Genomic DNA, 16,801 nt, shown 5'->3' with positions numbered 1-16,801 from the left:
GCGAGAAGTGATCATCGAAACCGTCGCCGGCAACCTCGCCGACCTCGACCCCGCCGAACTGGACACCGTGCACGTCGAGCGGGTGCCGCTCGCCGGAGCCGACCTCGTGAAGCGGATCCAGCGGGTGCGCACCGACCACGACCGGGAGATCGGGCTGCGCCTGGCCGCGCCCGTCGGGCCGGACGGCGACCTCCGCGACGGCGACATCCTGCACCGCGACGAGCGCAACATCATCGCCGTGCAGGTGTTGGCGACCGACGTGCTCGTGATCGCCCCGCGCACGATCACCGAGATGGGCCGCACCGCACACGGACTCGGCAACCGCCACCTGCAGGCGCAGTTCTTCGACGCCGACTCCGAGTACGGCGCCGAGGTGATGGTGGTGCAGTACGACCACACCGTCGAGGACTATCTCGTTCATCACGGCGTCCCCTTCGCGCGACAGGACCGCGTCCTTCCCACGCCCTTCCGCCACGCGGAGCACACGCATTGAACACCGTTTCGGTCGGCGAAAGCGCAGGTCGCGACGTACAGGAACGGTGTTCAATCGGGGCCGGGGCGTCGCCGGGGTACCTGCTGCCGCTCCTGCAGCTCAGCGACTCCGCCCTCCCGACCGGGGCGTTCAGCCACTCGTTCGGGATGGAGGCGTACCTCGCGGACGGCACCATCGTGGACGAGGGCACCTTCGCCGCGTGGTTGCGCGCGTACGTCTCCCGGCAGCTCGCGTACACGGACGGCCTCGCGATCCGGATGGTCTACGACGCGCTGCACCTCGGAGACCTGGACGCCGTCTGGCGGCTCGACCGCCTATTGGCGGCCCTCACCCTGCCCGAACAGGTGCGGACCGCGGCCGGCACGATCGGCAGGCGCACCGCCGAGGTCGGCACCGTCGTCGCGCCCGAGTCCTTCCTCGGCGACTACCTCGCCGAGCTCGACGCCGACCGTTGCCACGGGCATCCCGCCGTCGCGTTCGCGCTGCTCGCGCACGCGGTGGACGCCCCGCCGGCCGCGGCGATCGAGGCGCACGTCTTCGCCGCCGTCACCTCGCTGACCCAGAACGCCGTGCGCGCCATCCCGATCGGCCAGACGGCGGGGCAGCGGGTGCAGCGCTCGATGCACGACGTGGTGGCCGACGCCGTCGCCACCGCGATGACCCTGACCGACGACGACCTGGGCGCCGCATCGCCCGGGCTCGAGATCGCCCAGATGCGGCATCGGCGCCAGCGGGCGCGGATGTTCATGAGCTAGGAGGAGATTCCATGACGACCATCCGGATCGGTGTCGGCGGACCCGTGGGCGCGGGCAAGACCCAGCTCGTGGAGCGCATCACCCGCCACCTCGACGGCGAGGTGTCGATGGCGGCCATCACCAACGACATCTACACCACCGAGGACGCGAAGATCCTGGCGCGCAACAGCGTGCTGCCCGGCGACCGCATCGTCGGGATCGAGACCGGCGGCTGCCCCCACACCGCCATCCGCGAGGACACGTCGATGAACGAGGCCGCGGTCTCGCGGCTGATCGCGGCCCACCCGGACCTGCAGATCGTGTTCATCGAGAGCGGCGGCGACAACCTCTCCGCAACCTTCAGCCCCGAGCTGGTGGACTTCTCGATCTACCTCATCGACGTCGCGCAGGGCGAGGAGATCCCGCGCAAGGCCGGGCAGGGCATGATCAAGTCGGACCTGTTCGTGATCAACAAGATCGACCTCGCGCCGTACGTCGGCGCGGACCTGTCCGTCATGGCGGCCGACTCCAAGGTGTTCCGCGGCGACCGCCCGTTCTGCATGACCAACCTCAAGACCGACGAGGGCCTGGACGGCGTGCTGGAGTGGATCCGCCGCGACGTCCTCATGCTCGACCTAGCGTGAGCGTTGCTGCCGTGCCCGCGCTCACCGGCGAACTCGTCCTGACCCTCGCACCGCGAGGGCAGCGCACCGTCGCCGTGGCGCAGCGGCACGCCGGCACCCTGCAGACCCTGCGGCCCATGTACCTCGACGACTCCGGGCAGGTCACCTACCACGTGGTGAACCCCGGGGGCGGGTGCCTGCGCGGCGACACCTACGCGATCGACATCGAGCTGGAGGCCGGCGCCCGGGCCGTCGTGACCACGCAGTCGGCGACCAAGGTCTACCGCACGCCCGGCGGCGGTGCCGCGCAGCACATGCGGATCCGGCTCGGTGCCGGCGCCGTCCTCGAGTACGTGCCCGACGCGCTGATCCTGTACCGCGAGGCCACCTACCGGCAGACCTGCGCCGTGGAGCTCGACGAATCGGCGTCGCTCGTCCTGGCCGAGATCGTGACGCCCGGGTGGTCGCCCGACGGTGCGCGGTTCCGCTACGACGAGCTGCGCATGCGCACCGAGATCCACCGTGGCGGGGAGCTGCTCGCGGTGGACAACCTGCTCATCGAACCCGGCCGCGCCGACCCGTCCGGCATCGGCTTCCTCGACGGGCGCACGCACGTCGGATCGCTGACCGCGGTGGACCCGCGCATCGACGAGGACCTGCTCGACGAGGTGCACGCGCTCACCGAGACCGTCGGGACGGTTCGGAGCGGGCTCACCGCGCTCGCCGGCCCGGGCTTCGTACTTCGCTGCCTCGGTGACGACACCGCCGAGCTGGCAGGCCTGTTCGACGCGGTCATCGCGCTGCTCCGATCCCGATGGACCGGACAGGCTCCCATGAACCTGCGAAAGTACTGAGGTGGAGGACACCGGCATGACCACATCGAGCACCACCGAACGACTCCGGACGGCGTGGACCGCGCTGGGCCCCGGCGACCGGCGGTCGCTGGTCGGCATGACCGCGACCGTCATCGCGCTGCACGTCGTCGGCTTCGGCGCGCTCATCCTGCTCATCGCACCCGGCCACTACCGGATCGGCGACGGCGGCGAGTTCACCGTCGGCATCGGACTGCTGGCCTACACGTTCGGCCTGCGCCACGCCTTCGACGCCGACCACATCGCCGCGATCGACAACACCACGCGGAAGCTGCTGGCGGACCGCGAGGGGAGGATCGCCGCCGGGGAGCGCAACCCGCGTCGGCCACTCTCGGTCGGCTTCTGGTTCTCGCTCGGCCACTCGACCGTCGTCTTCGGCCTCGCCGCGCTGCTCGCGCTCGGCGTCCGCGCCCTCGTCGGCCCCGTGGAGGACGAGAACTCGACGATGCAGACCGTGCTCGGCTTCATCGGCACCTCCGTCTCCGGCGTGTTCCTGTGGATCCTCGGCATCATCAACCTGGTGGTGCTCATCGGCATCGTGAAGGTGTTCCGGGACATGCGGACCGGGCGCTACGACGAGGCCGAGCTCGAGGACCGGCTGAACAAGCGCGGCCTCATGAACCGCCTGCTGCGCGGGGTGTCCGGGTCGGTCCGCAAGCCGTGGCACATCTACCCGATCGGCGTGCTCTTCGGCTTGGGCTTCGACACCGCCACCGAGGTGGGACTGCTCGTCCTCGCGGGCGGCATGGCCGCGTTCACCCTGCCCTTCTATTGCATCCTCGTGCTGCCGGTGTTGTTCGCGGCGGGAATGTCGCTGCTGGACACCATCGACGGCGTCTTCATGAACGCCGCCTACGGCTGGGCCTTCGCCAAGCCGGTGCGGAAGGTCTACTACAACATCACGATCACCTCGCTGTCCGTCGCCGTGGCGCTGGCGATCGGCACCGTCGAGCTGCTGGGCGTGCTGGCCGAGCGGGCGCACGTCGAGTCCGGTCCGCTCGGCTGGGTCGCCTCGATCGACCTGGACTACGCGGGCTTCGTGATCGTGGGGCTGTTCGTGGCGGTATGGGCCGCGGCGCTGCTGATCTGGCGCTACGGGCGGATCGAGGACCGCTGGTCGGTGCGCTGAGTTAGCGTGAGCCGCATGAGCGGTATCGAGGTGCGGCCGGCGAGCGTCTTCGAGGATGTGGCGGCCTTGCTCGGCCCCAAGAAGCAGACCTCCAGCAACTGCTTCTGCCTCTCGTACCGGATCGGCTCGAAGGAGAATCAGGCGCTGCGCGGGCCCGAGCGCTTCGAGCGGGTCCGCGGGTTGTGCGCGGAGGATCCGCCGCCCGGCGTCCTCGCCTACGACGGTGCCGACCCCGTCGGTTGGGCCGCCATCCACCCGCGCGCGGATACGAGCTTCGCGACGAACCGCCGCATCCCGCAGGTCGACGGGCACGAGGACCCGTGGTCGCTGTGGTGCGTGCGGGTGCGCCCCGGACACCGGAAGCAGGGGATCAGCCACGAACTCGTCGCCGGGGCGGTGGAGTTCGCCCGCGCCCACGGCGCCACGGTCGTCGAGGCGTACCCCGTCGACAATCGGGGCGCGAAGGTCGACCTGACCATGGCCTATGTCGGCACCCGACCGCTGTTCGAGCGGGCGGGCTTCGAGTACGTCACGGACACCACGTCGGTGCTGAACGGCTTCACGCGCGTCCTGATGCGGTACTGGACCGGCCACCAGCAGCGCTGAGGCGCGACGTTCCACGGCGGAGCGCCAGGACCCCACATTCCTGTCGGTGCCGTGTGCCATTGTTGCCCCAACAACCAGCCGCAGGGGAGGCGACATGGGGGCCATCGAGGAAGCGATCGAACAGGACACGATCCGCGAGGTGTGGGAACTGCTGGACTCGGACGAGGCGATCAGCGAGCAGGCGATGTACCTGGTCGCGGCTGCGCTCGAGGGTGAGGCGCATCTGTTCGCGCAGGCGGGTGGCGCAACAGCGCCGCAGCGACCCGGGACAGGCGAGGAAGCGGAGGTCGTCCCGGACCCGGTGGTCGCCTTCCTACGCACGATCACCGTCGCCGGGTTCCGCGGGATCGGCCCCGAGGCGCGCCTCGAGTTCGAGGCGCGGCCGGGGATCACGGTGATCAGCGGCCGGAACGGCTCGGGGAAGTCGAGTTTCGCCGAGGCGCTGGAGTACGCCCTCACCGGTACGAGCTACCGGTGGAAGGAGAAGCGCAGCGCGCAGCAGTGGGCCGGCGCCTGGCGGAACCTCCACTCGGGGGCTGCCCGGATCGCCGCGGATTTCGCGGTGCAGCAGGCCGGCGGCGGGCGGACGCTGACGGTGGGGGCGCAGTAGGCCGACGACGCAGACCTCGACGAGGCGCGCCGCTGGGCACAGGTCGCCTCGGAGAAGCAGACCGGCGTGGCGGACCTGGGCTGGGAGCAGCCGCTCGCGGTGTACCGCCCGCTGCTCTCCTACGACGAGCTCGGCGGGATCTTCGAGGAGGGGCCGTCAGGGCTGTACGACGCTCTCAACCGCATGCTCGGGCTCGACGCGGTGGCCGATGCGGAGGCGGCCCTCAAGGCGCTGATCAAGCAGCTCGAACCGCACCGTAAGGCCGCCGACGCCGATCGCGCCCTGCTCAAGCGCTCGCTCGGCGCGTGCGACGACGCGCGTGCCGGGGAGGTCACGAAGTTGATCGCTCGCAAGCCCTACGACCTCGCCGCCATCACGGCGATCACCCTGGGCAGCGCCACACCGCAGGCGGCGGCGGTCTCGGCCCTGCGGACGTGTGCCGCCGTGTCGTCGCCGGACGGTGTCGCTGAGGCAGCCGCGCTCCGCAGCGCGATCGGCGGTGTGGTCGCCGCGTCCGCGGGCGCGACGGCGGTGGCGCAGCGCCGCAACGCCCTGCTGCGGGACGCGCTGGCACTGCACGCCGATACCGGCGATGGACCGTGCCCGGTGTGCGCCGCGGGCGAACTCGACGGTGCGTGGCGAAGCCGGGTGGAGGCTGAACTCGCGGATACCGATTCGCAGCTCGCGGACCAGCGGGCGGCACAGGCCCACCTCGCGGATGCCGAACGCGCTGCGCGGGACCTGGTCGCCGGCCTCGCGCAGCTGCGTCCCGTTGACGGCCATGCCGTTGACGTCGTCGCGGAGTGGAACGACGCGGTCGGAGCCGCGCGTGCGCTGCCGTCCTCGTCCGCGGAGTGGGCCGATCACCTGACCGATCGCCTGGGCGCGCTGGCAGAGATCGGCGGGCGACTGCGTCCGATCGCGGCGTCCCTCGCGTCGGAGCTCGAGGACGCCTGGGCGCCGGTGGCGCAGGAGGTCGGCGCGTGGGTCGTGGCCGAGACCGCCGCGCAGGACCAGGACGCTGCTCTCGCAGCGGCGAAGACGGCCTCCGCGTGGCTCAAGGAGAACGCGGGAACGCTCCGCGGCCGCCGGCTCGCGCCGATCGTCGACCAGGCGCGGGCGATCTGGGCCCGGCTGCGGCAGGAATCCGACGTCGACCTCGGCACCATCGAACTGGAGGGCAGCGCCACGCGGCGGCGTGCCGAGCTGCGCGGCACCGTCGACGGCAAGCCGGCCGGGACGCTCTCGGTGATGAGCCAGGGCGAGCTGCACGCCCTCGCGCTGGCGCTGTTCATCCCGCGGGCGACCGCGGCGGCGAGCCCGTTCCGCTTCCTGGTGCTCGACGATCCGATCCAGGCGATGGACCCGGCGAAGGTCGCCGGATTCCTCGACGTACTGCAGGATCTCGCCGCCGAGCGTCAGGTGATCGTGTTCTCGCACGACGATCGGCTGGCGAAGGCCATCCGTAACGCGTCGATCCCCGCGAACCTCATCGAGGTGGTGCGCGAGCCGGGCTCGATCGTCGCGCCCAAGCCCGCGAACACGCCGGCGCACCGGTACATCGTCGACGCGACCGCGCTCGTCCGCGATGAGGCGCTCGACGACGTGGTCAAGCGCAAGGCGGTGCCGGGGATCTTCCGGCTCGCGGTGGAGGCGGCCGCGCAGCAGCGGTTCTACGCCGAGAGCTCCCGGCGCGGGGTGTCGTACGACGAGTCCGAATCGCGGTGGGAGTCGGCGCTGACGACGCAGCAGAAGGTCGCGCTCGCGGTCCTCGGCGATCCCCGCGGCAACCTGGGTGGATGGAAGTCCCGGCGCGACTGGCGGTTCCCGACGATCGAGATCTGCGCGCGGGGCGTGCACAGCGGCACCGGGGACCTCGTGGGCGCGTTGACGGACCTGCGGCGCACCGTCGACGACGTCCTGGAGGGACGGTGACCTCCGGGCTGCTCGCGCGGGCCGAGGAGCTCCTGCAATCGGGCGCACCTGCCGGCGCGGGCAACAGCGCCCGGCTCGCCGCCTTCCTCGCTCGCCAGGAGGTGGAGTCGCTCATCGACGCGCGTTGCCGCGAGGTGACCGGCGCCGACGTCACCGGCGCCACGATGAAGGCCCGGATCGCGGTGCTCCGGGCGCTCGACGAGACGGCGACCGGGCGGGTGCTCGCCGCGGCCTGGTACGAGCTGAGCGGCTACTGCCACCACCACGCCTACGAGCTCTCGCCCGCGGCCTCGCAGGTCCGCGGCGTGGTGGCGGCCGTGATCGAGGTCAGCGCCAGCCCAGCGCCGGAGCCACGTCCTTGACCAGGGACTCCAGCAGGCGGGTGTTGTACTCCACGCCCAGCTGATTGGGCACCGTCACCAGGACGGTGTCGGCCTCGGCGATGCCCTCGTCGTCGCGGAGCTGCTCGACGAGCTCGTCGGGCTCGCCCGCGTAGGTGCGGCCGAAGACGGCGCGGAAGTCGTCGATCACGCCGAACTGGTCGTCGCTGGAGCGCTCGTGGCCGAAGTAGGCGCGGCTCTCGTCGTCGATGATCGGCATGATGCTGCGGCTCACCGAGACCCGTGGCTCGTGATCGTGGCCGGCCTCGGCCCAGGCGTCGCGGAACTTCCGGATCTGGTTGGCCTGCTGCACGTGGAAGGGCTCCCCGGACTCGTCGGTCTTGAGCGTCGAGCTCATGAGGTTCATGCCGAGCTTCGCCGCCCACTCGGCGGTGGCGTCGGACGCGGCGCCCCACCAGATCCGGTTCCGCAGCGTGGGGGAGTGCGGCTCGACGCGCAGCAGCCCCGGCGGGTTGGGGAACATGGGGCGCGGGTTCGGCTGCGCGAAGCCGCCGCCCTCGAGCACCTTGAGCATGAACTCGGTGTGCTCGCGGCCCATGTCGGCGTCCGTCTTGCCCTCGTCGGGTTGGTAGCCGAAGTACTTGTAGCCCTCGATCACCTGCTCGGGCGACCCGCGGCTCACGCCGAGCTGCAGTCGCTCGCCGGCGATGAGGTCGGCGGCTCCGGCGTCCTCCGCGAAGTACAGCGGGTTCTCGTAGCGCATGTCGATCACGCCGGTACCGATCTCGATCCGCGAGGTCCGGGCGCCGATCGCGGCGAGCAGGGGGAACGGCGAGCCGAGCTGCCGCGCGAAGTGGTGCACGCGGAAGTAGGCGCCGTCGGCACCCACCTCCTCGGCCGCCACCGCGAGGTCGATCGACTGGTGCAGGACGTCGGCCGCCGTGCGGGTACGGGAGCCGGGTGAATCGGTCCAGTGACCGAAGGACAGGAAGCCGATCTTCTTCATGGCCGCTACAACCCCGGACTGCGGTCCGAATATTCCGCGGACCGTCGGGCCTCGGAGCGTTCCCGGGGGAGCAGGAGATTCGCGGCGCGCGTCTCGCGGATCAGGTGCGCATCCACCAGGTCCGGGAGGTCGTCGACGGTGACCCGCCCGTACCAGGCGTCGTCCGGCTGGACCGTGACGACGGGCGCGTGATTGCACGGGAACTGGCACCCGGTGACCGTGACCAGTGCGTCGTCGTCACCCAGGCCCGCACGACGCAGCTCGTCGCCGAACGCCGAGGTGAGCGCCGACGCCCCGAGCGCGGAGCAGCGCGGGCCGCGGCAGATCAGCACCTGGTGCCGGTGCCGCGGCACCTCCTCCCACGCCGCCGAATGCAGGGGCGCGGCATCGTCGGTCATCGGGGCGCCGCCCGCGGCGATCGCGGCCGCGAGCAGGTCGCGGTCGGGCTCGGCCAGCAGCTGCGGCGCGAGGCGGAGGGTCGGTGCACCGTCGTAGCCCCGGAGCCAGTGCGCGGCCACCCGGCGCAACCACGACCGCTTGGGGCCGGGCTGCGCCCAGCCCGCGCCGATGAGCAGGACGTCGGAGGCGCCGCGGTCGGCGACCGTGGTGAGCACGTCGACCAGCGCGGGATCGTGGACCTGGAGGAAGGCGGGCTCAGCGGCGGCGCTGCGGGCGAGGGCGGTGAGGCCGTCGGGGTCGACGCCGGCGGACATGCCGACGAGGATCGCGGTCACGGCAGCGCCCGGATTCCGTCGGCGACGCGCCGCGCACCGTCGAGCAGCCGAACGCCGGAGGTGGTCTCCGAGAACGGGATCACGACGAAACGGTTCTCCCGGACCGCGCGCAGCTGGCTCAGGGCGGGGTCCTTGCGGGCCTGGTCGATCCTGTCCTGCGCCGGGTGTCCCGCGGTATCGGCCACGACGATGACGTCGGGGTTCGTGCCGACCACGTTCTCCAGGGAGACCTCGGCCCAGTTGCCCGGCAGGTGGGCGAAGACGTTCACACCGCCGACCGACTCGATGAGCAGCTGCGGCGTGCCCTTGCCCGCGCCCACGTTGAGCCCGGACTGCGCGCCGTAATCCCACCAGAAGATGCGCTGGCCGCGCGCCGCGCCCTTGAGCGCGGCGCTGCCGAGCTCGTCCTTCTGCGCCGCGACGAGTTTCGCCGCGGCGTCCTCGGTGCCGAAAGCCTTGCCCGCGGCGGTCAGCTCGTCCCAGATGAGATCCCATGAGGCGCGCTCGGGCTTCTTGGCGCAGCCCGCCGGGGCGAGGAGGGTGGCGATGCCCTGGCCCTGCAGCCGCGCGCGGTCGCCGGCGTTCTTCTCGCTGAACGCCGAGTTGTACGAGCCGTAGACGAGGTCGGGCCGCACCGAGAGCATCTTCTCCTGCGTGGGGTACTTCGCGGCGAGCACGGGGATCCGCGCGTAGTCGGCCTGGAAGCGGGGTGCGACCGCGTCGTCGAGGTACGCCGTGCCCACCATCCGGTCGGCGACGCCGAGCGCGAGGGCGACCTCGGTCGCGCCCTGGTTCATGGTCACGATGCGTCGCGGTTCCGCCGTGACCTCCGTGGTGAAGTCGCAGGTGGTGACGCTGACGGGGAACCGCTCGGAGGGGCTCGCCGCGGGGGTCGACGGTGCGGTGCCGCACCCCGTGAGGAATGCCGCCGCGACGGACAGAGCGAGGGGTGGGACGAGGGCGCTGGGCCGCATGGGTCGGACTCGATTCGTCGGCCGCTCCGTGCGCGGGGGCGGCGGTGGACAGCTGCGAGTCGGCGGGTATCGGACTCGAAGCCGCTTTCGCCGCCTCACACCGTTGCGCGCCAGTCCCGGATTCCCACCGGGTTCCCCATGTCCGACTCGAGCGTGACGCTATCAGGCGGTCCGGGGCCCGCGTCGCGCCGCGGCGAGCGCTCCTGCGGAGGCGACGGCGGTCCACGCGGCGAGGATCGCCAGCGAGACCCAGGGCGACCAGGTCGCCGTGTTCGCGGGCACGCCGACGGTCGCGATCTGAGAGCTCGTCGCGGGGAGCCACGCCGCGAGCGACCGCCCGAAGGGGAGCGCGGGCACCGCGATCGCCTCCACGAGGAACCACCAGCCCAGGACGGCTCCGACGGCGGCGGTCGTCGACGACGCCACGTGCCCGACGGCGAACCCCAATACCGCGAGCAGCGCGCCCGCGACCGGCGCGATGACGAGCAGCCGCAGGACCTCCCCAGCGGGCGAGGGCAATCCCGTGATCGCGGCGACCACGACGGCCGAACCGGCACCTGCCAGCCCCGCTCCCGCACCGCCCACCGCCGCGATCAGGGCCTTCGAGCCGTACCCGAGCAGCGGGCGCGGGATCAGGATCCGGGTGAGGGCGAGCGTCCCGTGGTCCCGGTCGAGCCCGATCAGGAGTGCCCCGGCGGCGGCGATGAGCGCGCCGCCCACCAGCCCGAGGCCGTAGCCCGCAGTGGTCACCGAGGCGTCGTGGAAGACCGGCGCGAAGACGCCGACGACGACGGCCACCGCGAGCGCGACGGCCGTCGCGCCGCCGAGCGCGGCCCGGAAACCGCGGGAGGTCAGCGCCTTCCGGGCCTCGGCCGCCACCGACCGGCGGGCGACACCGCGCGGTTCGACGGCCTCCGGCGCGGGTGCGGGAGCCGCGGCCTCGTCGTCGCCGGTGAGCCGGAAGTACAGGGTCTCGAGCCCGGTCCGTTCGGGCGGGGCGGGCTCGACGAGCTCGGCCAGTGGGGCGTCGACGACCACGCGCCCCTCGTGCAGCGCGACGATGCGGTCGGCGGTCTGCTCCAGTTCGCTGAGCAGGTGCGAGGACAGCAGCACGGTGCGGCCGTCGTCGGCGAGCGCCCGCAGCGTCCGGCGGATCCACGCGATCGCCTCGGGATCCAGTCCGTTGACCGGCTCGTCGAGCACGATCACCGGCGGATCGCCGAGGACGGCGCCCGCGATCGCGAGTCGCTGGCGCATGCCCAGGGAGAAGCCGCCGACGTCGCGATCCGCGACCCGATCGAGGCCGACGAGGTCCAGCGCGGCGTCGACCCGGGCGTCCGGTAGGCCGATCGCGGCCGCCATCCACCGCAGGTGCTCGCGCGCGGTGCGCGTCGGCGACGCCCAGGCCGCGTCGAGCAGCACGCCGATGGTCGCCCCGGGATTCGCGAGCTCGTCGTACCGCTGACCGTCGATCGTGACCGTGCCGGACGAGGGCCGCTCGAGACCGGCGATGAGCCGCAGGGTGGTCGACTTCCCGGCGCCGTTCGGGCCGATCAGTCCCGTGACCTCGCCCGACGGTGCCGAGAAGGTCACGTCCTCGACGGCCACCGTCGCGCCGTAGCGGACGGTGACCCCGGAGAGTTCGATCACCGCGGCGGCGCGGCGACGGCCGGGCCGGCGGGCTTCGCGGGCCCGGCCTTCGTCGGCACTGCCTTCGCGGGCCCGGGCTTCGGCGCCGTCGGACCCCCGCCCTTGCCGCTGGCAGCGAGCTCGCCGAGCGCGGCCAGGCCGCCGGTGGCGATGGGGGACCACTTCCCGGTCTGCAGGCCGGTGAGCACCTGGTCCTCCCAGGCGACGAGGCACGCGGCCGCCGGGGTGGCGGCGAGCTCCTGGAGTGCGGGGGCGAGGTCGTCGCCGGCCTTGGTGAGCGCCTCGATCACCTTCGGGCGGTACTGCGCGTACAGGGGCTTGATCGCGTCGTAGACCGCCTGTTCCGCGGCATTGAGCGCGCCGACGGGGCCGGCGAGGGCGGGCTGCGACTGCTCGATCACGGGCTTGATCGCGGCGAGGAACGGGCCGAACAGGCTGAGGATCGGGTCGTAGGCCTGGCCCGCCGCGAAGGCCTCGTCGGTGAAGGCGCCGGCGGCGGGCGCCAGCAGGATCAGCGATGCGAGGCCGCCCTTCTCCCTCGGCTTCGGCCAGCCGAGCGGGCACTGGATGTCGGCGGGGTTCACGCCCGGGACGACGGTCGAGATCGATCCCGAGGTCGCCGCCGAGCCGGAGGGCTTCGCCGGGCCGGACGGGGTCGCCGCACCGGAGGGCTTGGCAGCCGAGGGCGTCGCCGGTCCCGAGGGTTTCGCCGCCGCGCTCGCCGACGTGGGGGAGCTGCCCGGCGACGGGGCGGGCTTGGGCGTGGGCGCGGCCGCCGCGGTACCGGCGACGGGGACGGTCATCGCCAGCGCGGCGGCGACGGCGGTGCGGGCGAGCGCGGGCGGGATGCGGGTCATGGTGCCTTCTTCGGTGCGGAGGAGTGGGCGGGGGCGGTCGCGCCGGCCGCGGTGGGCGGCGGTCCGGGCTCGAAGACGCCTTCCAAGTGCCAGACGCCGGTGAAGTCGTTGAACGGGCCGCCCTGGATGTGGCTCGTCCAGTCGAGGGTGAAACGCCGCGTCGCGGGGTCGAAGGTGCCGGTCGCGGTGGGGCCGTCGGCCTTCGCCGCTGCGGGCTGCGCGAGCCAGCGCTGCGAGACGACGTCCCAGGCCTTTCCGACCTGCTCCTGACCGGCCGCGGCGGCGTCGGTGCGAGGCACCGGCTTCGGCGCGCCCTGGTTGAACTCCTGGTTGTTCCAGGAGGCGGCCCAGGCGGAGACGTCCGCGGTCAGCTTCGTCCCGGTGCGCGTCACCGATGGCGCGGACAGCGCGGCGCGCGTCTGCGGATCGACGGCGTTCGTGGAGATCCCGAAGAGCACGTCGAAGAACTTCGTCGGCGTGATCACCGAGCCGGACAGCGAATCACCGTTGCGGAAACCGGGTTTCGCCTCGGACTGGTAGGCGCCAGTGCGGAGCCCGCCCGCGGTGCCCGGCTTCAGGGCCGTAACGCGGCCCTCGTCGATCGGCGAGTTGGCGTTGTTGACGAACGGCCCGTCGGCGGTTCCACCGACGATCGCCATCTTGAAGTACGTGCCCGTCGGCTTCCCGTTGGCGAAACCGCCCGGCGTGAACCGGAACAGCCCGACGAGCTGCTCGGCGGCTTCGGGCTGCGCCGGCGCCTCGGTGCTACAGGCGGCGGATGCAGCCGCCGCGACGGCCACCAGCGCGAGAGCGAGGGACCGTCGGGAGATCGGACGGGATGTCACGGCAGGGCCTTTCGTCGGGTACCGAGCACGGCGCCCCCGACGGCGAGGCCCAGGACGAGCTCCGCCCAGGGCAGGGCCGCGAAGGTGCCGCCGGGGACCGGCAGGACGGCGTTGGTGGAGGCCAGCCGCCGGTAGTCGGGGAGGTTGTCGTTGATCGCGCCGGTGAGCGAGGCGAGATCGGAGGACACCGTCTGCCAGGAGGCGGTGAAGGCCCGGATCTCGGGGGTGCGGCGGACCGTCGTGCCGCGGTCGATCTCGCCGACCGCGCCGACCAGCGCGAGGAAGTCGCGCTGCAGGCGCACCACCTGCTGCTCGGTCATGATCGGCGCGAACCGGTCGACCACCCGGCCGGCGGACGGCGCACCGGCGACCAGGCCGGAGGCGAACGGGTGGACCACCAGCGCCACCGCGCAGAGCGCCGCGGCGGCGGTCGCCCACCGACGCGGCGGGGCGGACCGGGAGCGGAGCAGGACCGCCCCGGCCACGGCCAGCGCGATCCCGACCAGCAGGAGCAGTTGAGGGAGCGTGCTCAGGCCGCGGATCCGGGCCAGCGCGTCGACGTCGGGCTTCGCCGCCCGCGCCGACGCGAGCAGCTCCCGGGCGTTCGCCTCGACGTCCGCGGACCGGTTCGCGTAGTCGACGGTCCGCGGCGCCGCCGCGAGCCGCCCGGCCGCGGCCTCCGCTCGGGCGGCCGCGCCGAACCGGGCGATCGCGTCGACGTCCCCGTCGAGCCGGGCGAGGGACTCGTCGGTCAGGTGCGGCGCGAAGGCGTCGAGCATCTTCGTCGCGCCCGCCGTCGTGGTGGGCAGGCCGCCGGCGACGGAGCCGAGGGCGAGGGCGATGCCCGCGATCAGCAGGAACCAGGCCGGCCACCGTCGGGCGGTGGAGACCGCCGCGGTGCGCGGGGGCGCGACGGCGCGCAGCCGGGGGACGCCCCCGAGGAGCGCCGCCGCGCCGGGTGCCGCTACTTGCTGTACGTACCGGTGAGATGCCACAGGCCGGTGAAGTTGTTGAACGGCCCGCCCACGATCTGGCTCGTCCACGTGATCGAGTAGCTGGAGCCGTTGATCGTGCCGGTCACGCGGCTGGTCTTGCCGGGGAGGCCGCCGCCGGGCTTCGGGGCGCCCTGGTTGAAGACCTGGCCGTTCCAGGCGACGCCGAACGCCGAGAGGTCGCCGGACAGCGACGAGCCGTTGCGCGTGATGGTCGGGACCGCGGTCGCGGACCCGGTCTGCGGGTCGGTCGCCTTCGTCGAGGTCACGAAGTCCGAGCCGAAGAAGGTGCGCGCCGCGGTGACCTGCCCCTGGTAGGAGCCGGAGGTCAGCGACCCGGACAGCGGGGTGATGGTCTTGTCCGAGTTGGTCGAGTTGCCGTTCGCGAGGAACGGGCCCGACGCGGTGCCGCTCGGCAGGATCATCCGGAAGTACGAACCGGAGTCGATCGAGAAGGTGCCCGTGAGGGTGTCGGCGTTCGCCGCGGGGGTGGCGACGGCGGTGACCGCCGCTGCGGCCGTCACTGCCAGGGCGGCGCCGAGGGCGCGGCGGGAGAAGGTGGTGCGCATGGGGCGATCTCGCTTTCGTCAGGAGGTGGAGGAGCCCGATGGAAGCTGAACGCTAGTTGCGGTCGTACGGTCCGCGAAGAGTTCCGATCACCGCGATCCGGGATACGTGATCTCGATCGCGTCGGAGCCCGGTGGTCGGTCGGTCGCGACGGGCGCCCCGGACGGGACGGGCACGTTGACTAGAGTCGTGGCGTGAGTACTTCGGCCATCGCCATCATCATCGCCGTCGTCGCCGTCCTCGTCGTTCTGGCGGCGCTGGCGACCGGCCTCTATCTCAACAAGCGACGGCGCGTCTCGCTCAAGGAGGAGACGACCGAGCCCAAGAGCCTCGACAAGTCGGGCGGGTACAAGGCCGGCGGTGGCTTCACCTTCAGTGAGGGCACGCGCGAGGCCGAGCCCGTGCCGCTGGTGCCGAAGGCGCCGCCCGCCCCGAAGACGGTGCCGGCGCCCGACGCGGCGCCGCACGTCTCCCTCAAGGACCTGCAGGAGTCGCGCGAGCAGGAGGCCGCCGAAGCGGCGCAGGCGCAGGCCGACGCGCGCCTCGCCGAGGCCGAGGAGATCGACCCCGGCATCGCGAACGTCGCGCCGTCCGCGCCGACGGAGATCGAGAACATCGAGGACGAGGCGCCGGAGGCGGCGCCCGAGGCGCCCGCCGAGACGCAGACTCCCGCAGCTCCGGCCGAGACCGAGGCTCCCGCCGCGCCGGCGACTCCGGCCGAGACGACCACCGCGCCTGAGGCGACCGCGCCTGCGGCGCCGGTGGAGCCCGCTGCGCCGGAGGCGCCGGTCGAGGTGGAGGCCCCCGCCGAGGCGGCACCGTCGGCCCCGAAGCTGGACGAGATCGCCCCGACGGAGGGGCGTCTGGACCGGCTCAAGGGACGGCTCGCGCGCTCGCAGTCGACGGTCGGCGCGTCGCTGCTCGGCCTCCTCGGCGCGGGCGACCTCGACGAGGAGTCGTGGGAGGAGATCGAGGACACGCTGCTCCTCGCGGACCTCGGCACCCCCACGACGATGGCCGTGGTCGAGAAGCTGCGCGACCGGATCGCCACGCAGGGCGTCTCCAGCGCCGCCGAGGCGCGCGCGCTGCTGCGTCAGGTGCTGATCGAGGAGCTGCACCCCGAGTACGACCGCAGCGTCAAGGCCCTGCCGCACGCCGGCGCACCGTCGGTGCTGTTGGTGGTGGGCGTGAACGGCACCGGCAAGACCACCACCACGGGCAAGCTGGCCCGGGTGCTCGTGGCCGACGGCCGGCGCGTGCTGCTCGGCGCCGCCGACACCTTCCGCGCCGCCGCGGCCGACCAGCTGCAGACCTGGGGCGAGCGCGTGGGCGCAGAAGTGGTGCGCGGCAAGGAGGGGGCCGACCCCGCCGCCGTCGCCTTCGACGCCGTCGCGAAGGGCACCGAGGAGGGCGTCGACGTGGTGCTCATCGACACCGCCGGCCGCCTGCACACCAAGACCGGCCTCATGGACGAGCTGGACAAGGTCAAGCGCGTCGTCGAGAAGAAGGCCAAGGTCGACGAGGTGCTGCTCGTCCTGGACGCGACCATCGGCCAGAACGGCCTCGCGCAGGCGAAGGTCTTCGCCGAGGTCGTCGACATCACCGGCGTCGTCCTCACCAAGCTCGACGGCACCGCCAAGGGCGGCATCGTCTACGCCGTGCAGCACGAGCTCGGCGTGCCGGTGAAGCTCGTCGGCCTCGGCGAGGGCGCCGATGACCTCGCCCCGTTCGAGCCGGCGGCCTTCGTCGACGCCCTGCTCGGGTAGGGCACGCGGCCCGTCGGGCCCGCACACGACAGCGCCCCGCGCCGGAGGATCCCGGTGCGGGGCGCCG

General features: G+C 72.8%; 18 protein-coding genes and 1 riboswitch. Of the genes, 10 read left to right on the top strand and 8 right to left on the bottom strand.

Annotation, left to right across the window (positions count from 1 at the left end; all coding sequences use genetic code 11):
* Nucleotides 1–7 precede the first annotated feature (7 nt).
* The 9 genes from ureE (at nt 8) to WFK95_RS10280 (ending at nt 7,364) form a co-directional block, all read left to right on the top strand.
* The gene (gene ureE / locus WFK95_RS10320; RefSeq protein WP_336670622.1) at nt 8–493 is read left to right on the top strand and encodes an urease accessory protein UreE; all 486 of its coding nucleotides are present in this window, start codon (nt 8–10) and stop codon (nt 491–493) included.
* Nucleotides 494–639: 146 nt separating this feature from the next.
* On the top strand, nt 640–1,248 hold the full coding sequence (locus WFK95_RS10315; RefSeq protein ID WP_336670621.1) for an urease accessory protein UreF: 609 nt from the start codon (nt 640–642) through the stop codon (nt 1,246–1,248).
* Nucleotides 1,249–1,259: 11 nt separating this feature from the next.
* Complete coding sequence (gene ureG / locus WFK95_RS10310) at nt 1,260–1,871, top strand: urease accessory protein UreG (RefSeq protein ID WP_336670620.1); 612 nt, start codon at nt 1,260–1,262, stop codon at nt 1,869–1,871.
* 11 nt (nt 1,872–1,882) lie between these two features.
* Nucleotides 1,883–2,704, top strand: a complete 822-nt coding sequence (locus WFK95_RS10305; protein ID WP_336670619.1) for an urease accessory protein UreD — start codon at nt 1,883–1,885, stop codon at nt 2,702–2,704.
* A 16-nt stretch (nt 2,705–2,720) separates the two neighbouring features.
* Complete coding sequence (locus WFK95_RS10300) at nt 2,721–3,851, top strand: HoxN/HupN/NixA family nickel/cobalt transporter (protein ID WP_336670618.1); 1,131 nt, start codon at nt 2,721–2,723, stop codon at nt 3,849–3,851.
* 15 nt (nt 3,852–3,866) lie between these two features.
* Entirely contained in the window at nt 3,867–4,457 is a 591-nt protein-coding gene (locus WFK95_RS10295; protein ID WP_336670617.1) for a GNAT family N-acetyltransferase, read from the top strand.
* Nucleotides 4,458–4,551: 94 nt separating this feature from the next.
* Entirely contained in the window at nt 4,552–5,067 is a 516-nt protein-coding gene (locus WFK95_RS10290; RefSeq protein WP_336670616.1) for an ATP-binding protein, read from the top strand.
* A 66-nt stretch (nt 5,068–5,133) separates the two neighbouring features.
* The gene (locus WFK95_RS10285) at nt 5,134–7,002 is read left to right on the top strand and encodes a hypothetical protein (protein ID WP_336670615.1); all 1,869 of its coding nucleotides are present in this window, start codon (nt 5,134–5,136) and stop codon (nt 7,000–7,002) included.
* Complete coding sequence (locus WFK95_RS10280) at nt 6,999–7,364, top strand: hypothetical protein (protein ID WP_336670614.1); 366 nt, start codon at nt 6,999–7,001, stop codon at nt 7,362–7,364. Before WFK95_RS10285 ends, WFK95_RS10280 begins: the two co-directional genes overlap by 4 nt.
* Here the strand turns inward: WFK95_RS10280 and WFK95_RS10275 are convergent.
* The 8 genes from WFK95_RS10275 to WFK95_RS10240 all read right to left on the bottom strand — a co-directional run bounded on the left by WFK95_RS10275 (nt 7,330) and on the right by WFK95_RS10240 (nt 14,970).
* Nucleotides 7,330–8,349 (bottom strand): LLM class flavin-dependent oxidoreductase, encoded by a 1,020-nt coding sequence (locus WFK95_RS10275; RefSeq protein ID WP_336670613.1) that lies wholly within the window; start codon nt 8,347–8,349, stop codon nt 7,330–7,332. The two genes, WFK95_RS10280 and WFK95_RS10275, sit on opposite strands and share 35 nt — an antisense overlap.
* 5 nt (nt 8,350–8,354) lie before the next feature.
* Complete coding sequence (locus tag WFK95_RS10270; protein WP_336670612.1) at nt 8,355–9,083, bottom strand: (2Fe-2S) ferredoxin domain-containing protein; 729 nt, start codon at nt 9,081–9,083, stop codon at nt 8,355–8,357.
* Nucleotides 9,080–10,057 (bottom strand): ABC transporter substrate-binding protein, encoded by a 978-nt coding sequence (locus WFK95_RS10265; RefSeq protein WP_224646238.1) that lies wholly within the window; start codon nt 10,055–10,057, stop codon nt 9,080–9,082. The genes WFK95_RS10270 and WFK95_RS10265 overlap by 4 nt, the downstream gene beginning before the upstream one ends.
* Before the next feature lie 44 nt (nt 10,058–10,101).
* A riboswitch (cobalamin riboswitch) is annotated at nt 10,102–10,218 on the bottom strand.
* 1 nt (nt 10,219) lies between these two features.
* On the bottom strand, nt 10,220–11,707 hold the full coding sequence (locus tag WFK95_RS10260) for an ABC transporter ATP-binding protein (protein ID WP_336670611.1): 1,488 nt from the start codon (nt 11,705–11,707) through the stop codon (nt 10,220–10,222).
* Nucleotides 11,704–12,564, bottom strand: a complete 861-nt coding sequence (locus WFK95_RS10255) for a hypothetical protein (protein ID WP_336670610.1) — start codon at nt 12,562–12,564, stop codon at nt 11,704–11,706. The genes WFK95_RS10260 and WFK95_RS10255 overlap by 4 nt, the downstream gene beginning before the upstream one ends.
* Complete coding sequence (locus WFK95_RS10250; protein WP_336670609.1) at nt 12,561–13,409, bottom strand: hypothetical protein; 849 nt, start codon at nt 13,407–13,409, stop codon at nt 12,561–12,563. The genes WFK95_RS10255 and WFK95_RS10250 overlap by 4 nt, the downstream gene beginning before the upstream one ends.
* Nucleotides 13,406–14,404: a hypothetical protein gene (locus WFK95_RS10245; protein ID WP_336670741.1), complete on the bottom strand. Its 999-nt coding sequence runs from the start codon at nt 14,402–14,404 to the stop codon at nt 13,406–13,408. Before WFK95_RS10245 ends, WFK95_RS10250 begins: the two co-directional genes overlap by 4 nt.
* Nucleotides 14,374–14,970, bottom strand: coding sequence for a hypothetical protein (locus WFK95_RS10240; RefSeq protein ID WP_224646243.1), 597 nt, complete (start codon nt 14,968–14,970; stop codon nt 14,374–14,376). The genes WFK95_RS10245 and WFK95_RS10240 overlap by 31 nt, the downstream gene beginning before the upstream one ends.
* 192 nt (nt 14,971–15,162) lie before the next feature.
* Between WFK95_RS10240 and ftsY the strand changes: the two genes are divergently transcribed.
* The gene (ftsY, locus tag WFK95_RS10235) at nt 15,163–16,734 is read left to right on the top strand and encodes a signal recognition particle-docking protein FtsY (RefSeq protein WP_336670608.1); all 1,572 of its coding nucleotides are present in this window, start codon (nt 15,163–15,165) and stop codon (nt 16,732–16,734) included.
* The last annotated feature ends 67 nt before the right edge of the window (nt 16,735–16,801 follow it).

Origin of the sequence: Tsukamurella sp. USMM236 (genome assembly GCF_037148755.1) — a bacterium.
Classification (GTDB): Bacteria; Actinomycetota; Actinomycetes; order Mycobacteriales; family Mycobacteriaceae; genus Tsukamurella.
The sequence above is the reverse complement of the archived record's forward strand: the minus strand, read 5'-3'. Positions and strand labels throughout refer to the sequence as shown.

Coding starts and splice junctions, on each gene's coding strand:
- WFK95_RS10290 (WP_336670616.1), top strand. CDS start 4,552: ATGGGGGCCATCGAGGAAGCGATCGAACAGGACACGATCCGCGAGGTG.
- WFK95_RS10315 (WP_336670621.1), top strand. CDS start 640: ATGGAGGCGTACCTCGCGGACGGCACCATCGTGGACGAGGGCACCTTC.
- WFK95_RS10265 (WP_224646238.1), bottom strand. CDS start 10,057: ATGCGGCCCAGCGCCCTCGTCCCACCCCTCGCTCTGTCCGTCGCGGCG.
- WFK95_RS10275 (WP_336670613.1), bottom strand. CDS start 8,349: ATGAAGAAGATCGGCTTCCTGTCCTTCGGTCACTGGACCGATTCACCC.
- WFK95_RS10300 (WP_336670618.1), top strand. CDS start 2,721: ATGACCACATCGAGCACCACCGAACGACTCCGGACGGCGTGGACCGCG.
- ureG (WP_336670620.1), top strand. CDS start 1,260: ATGACGACCATCCGGATCGGTGTCGGCGGACCCGTGGGCGCGGGCAAG.
- WFK95_RS10255 (WP_336670610.1), bottom strand. CDS start 12,564: ATGACCCGCATCCCGCCCGCGCTCGCCCGCACCGCCGTCGCCGCCGCG.
- WFK95_RS10240 (WP_224646243.1), bottom strand. CDS start 14,970: ATGCGCACCACCTTCTCCCGCCGCGCCCTCGGCGCCGCCCTGGCAGTG.
- WFK95_RS10295 (WP_336670617.1), top strand. CDS start 3,867: ATGAGCGGTATCGAGGTGCGGCCGGCGAGCGTCTTCGAGGATGTGGCG.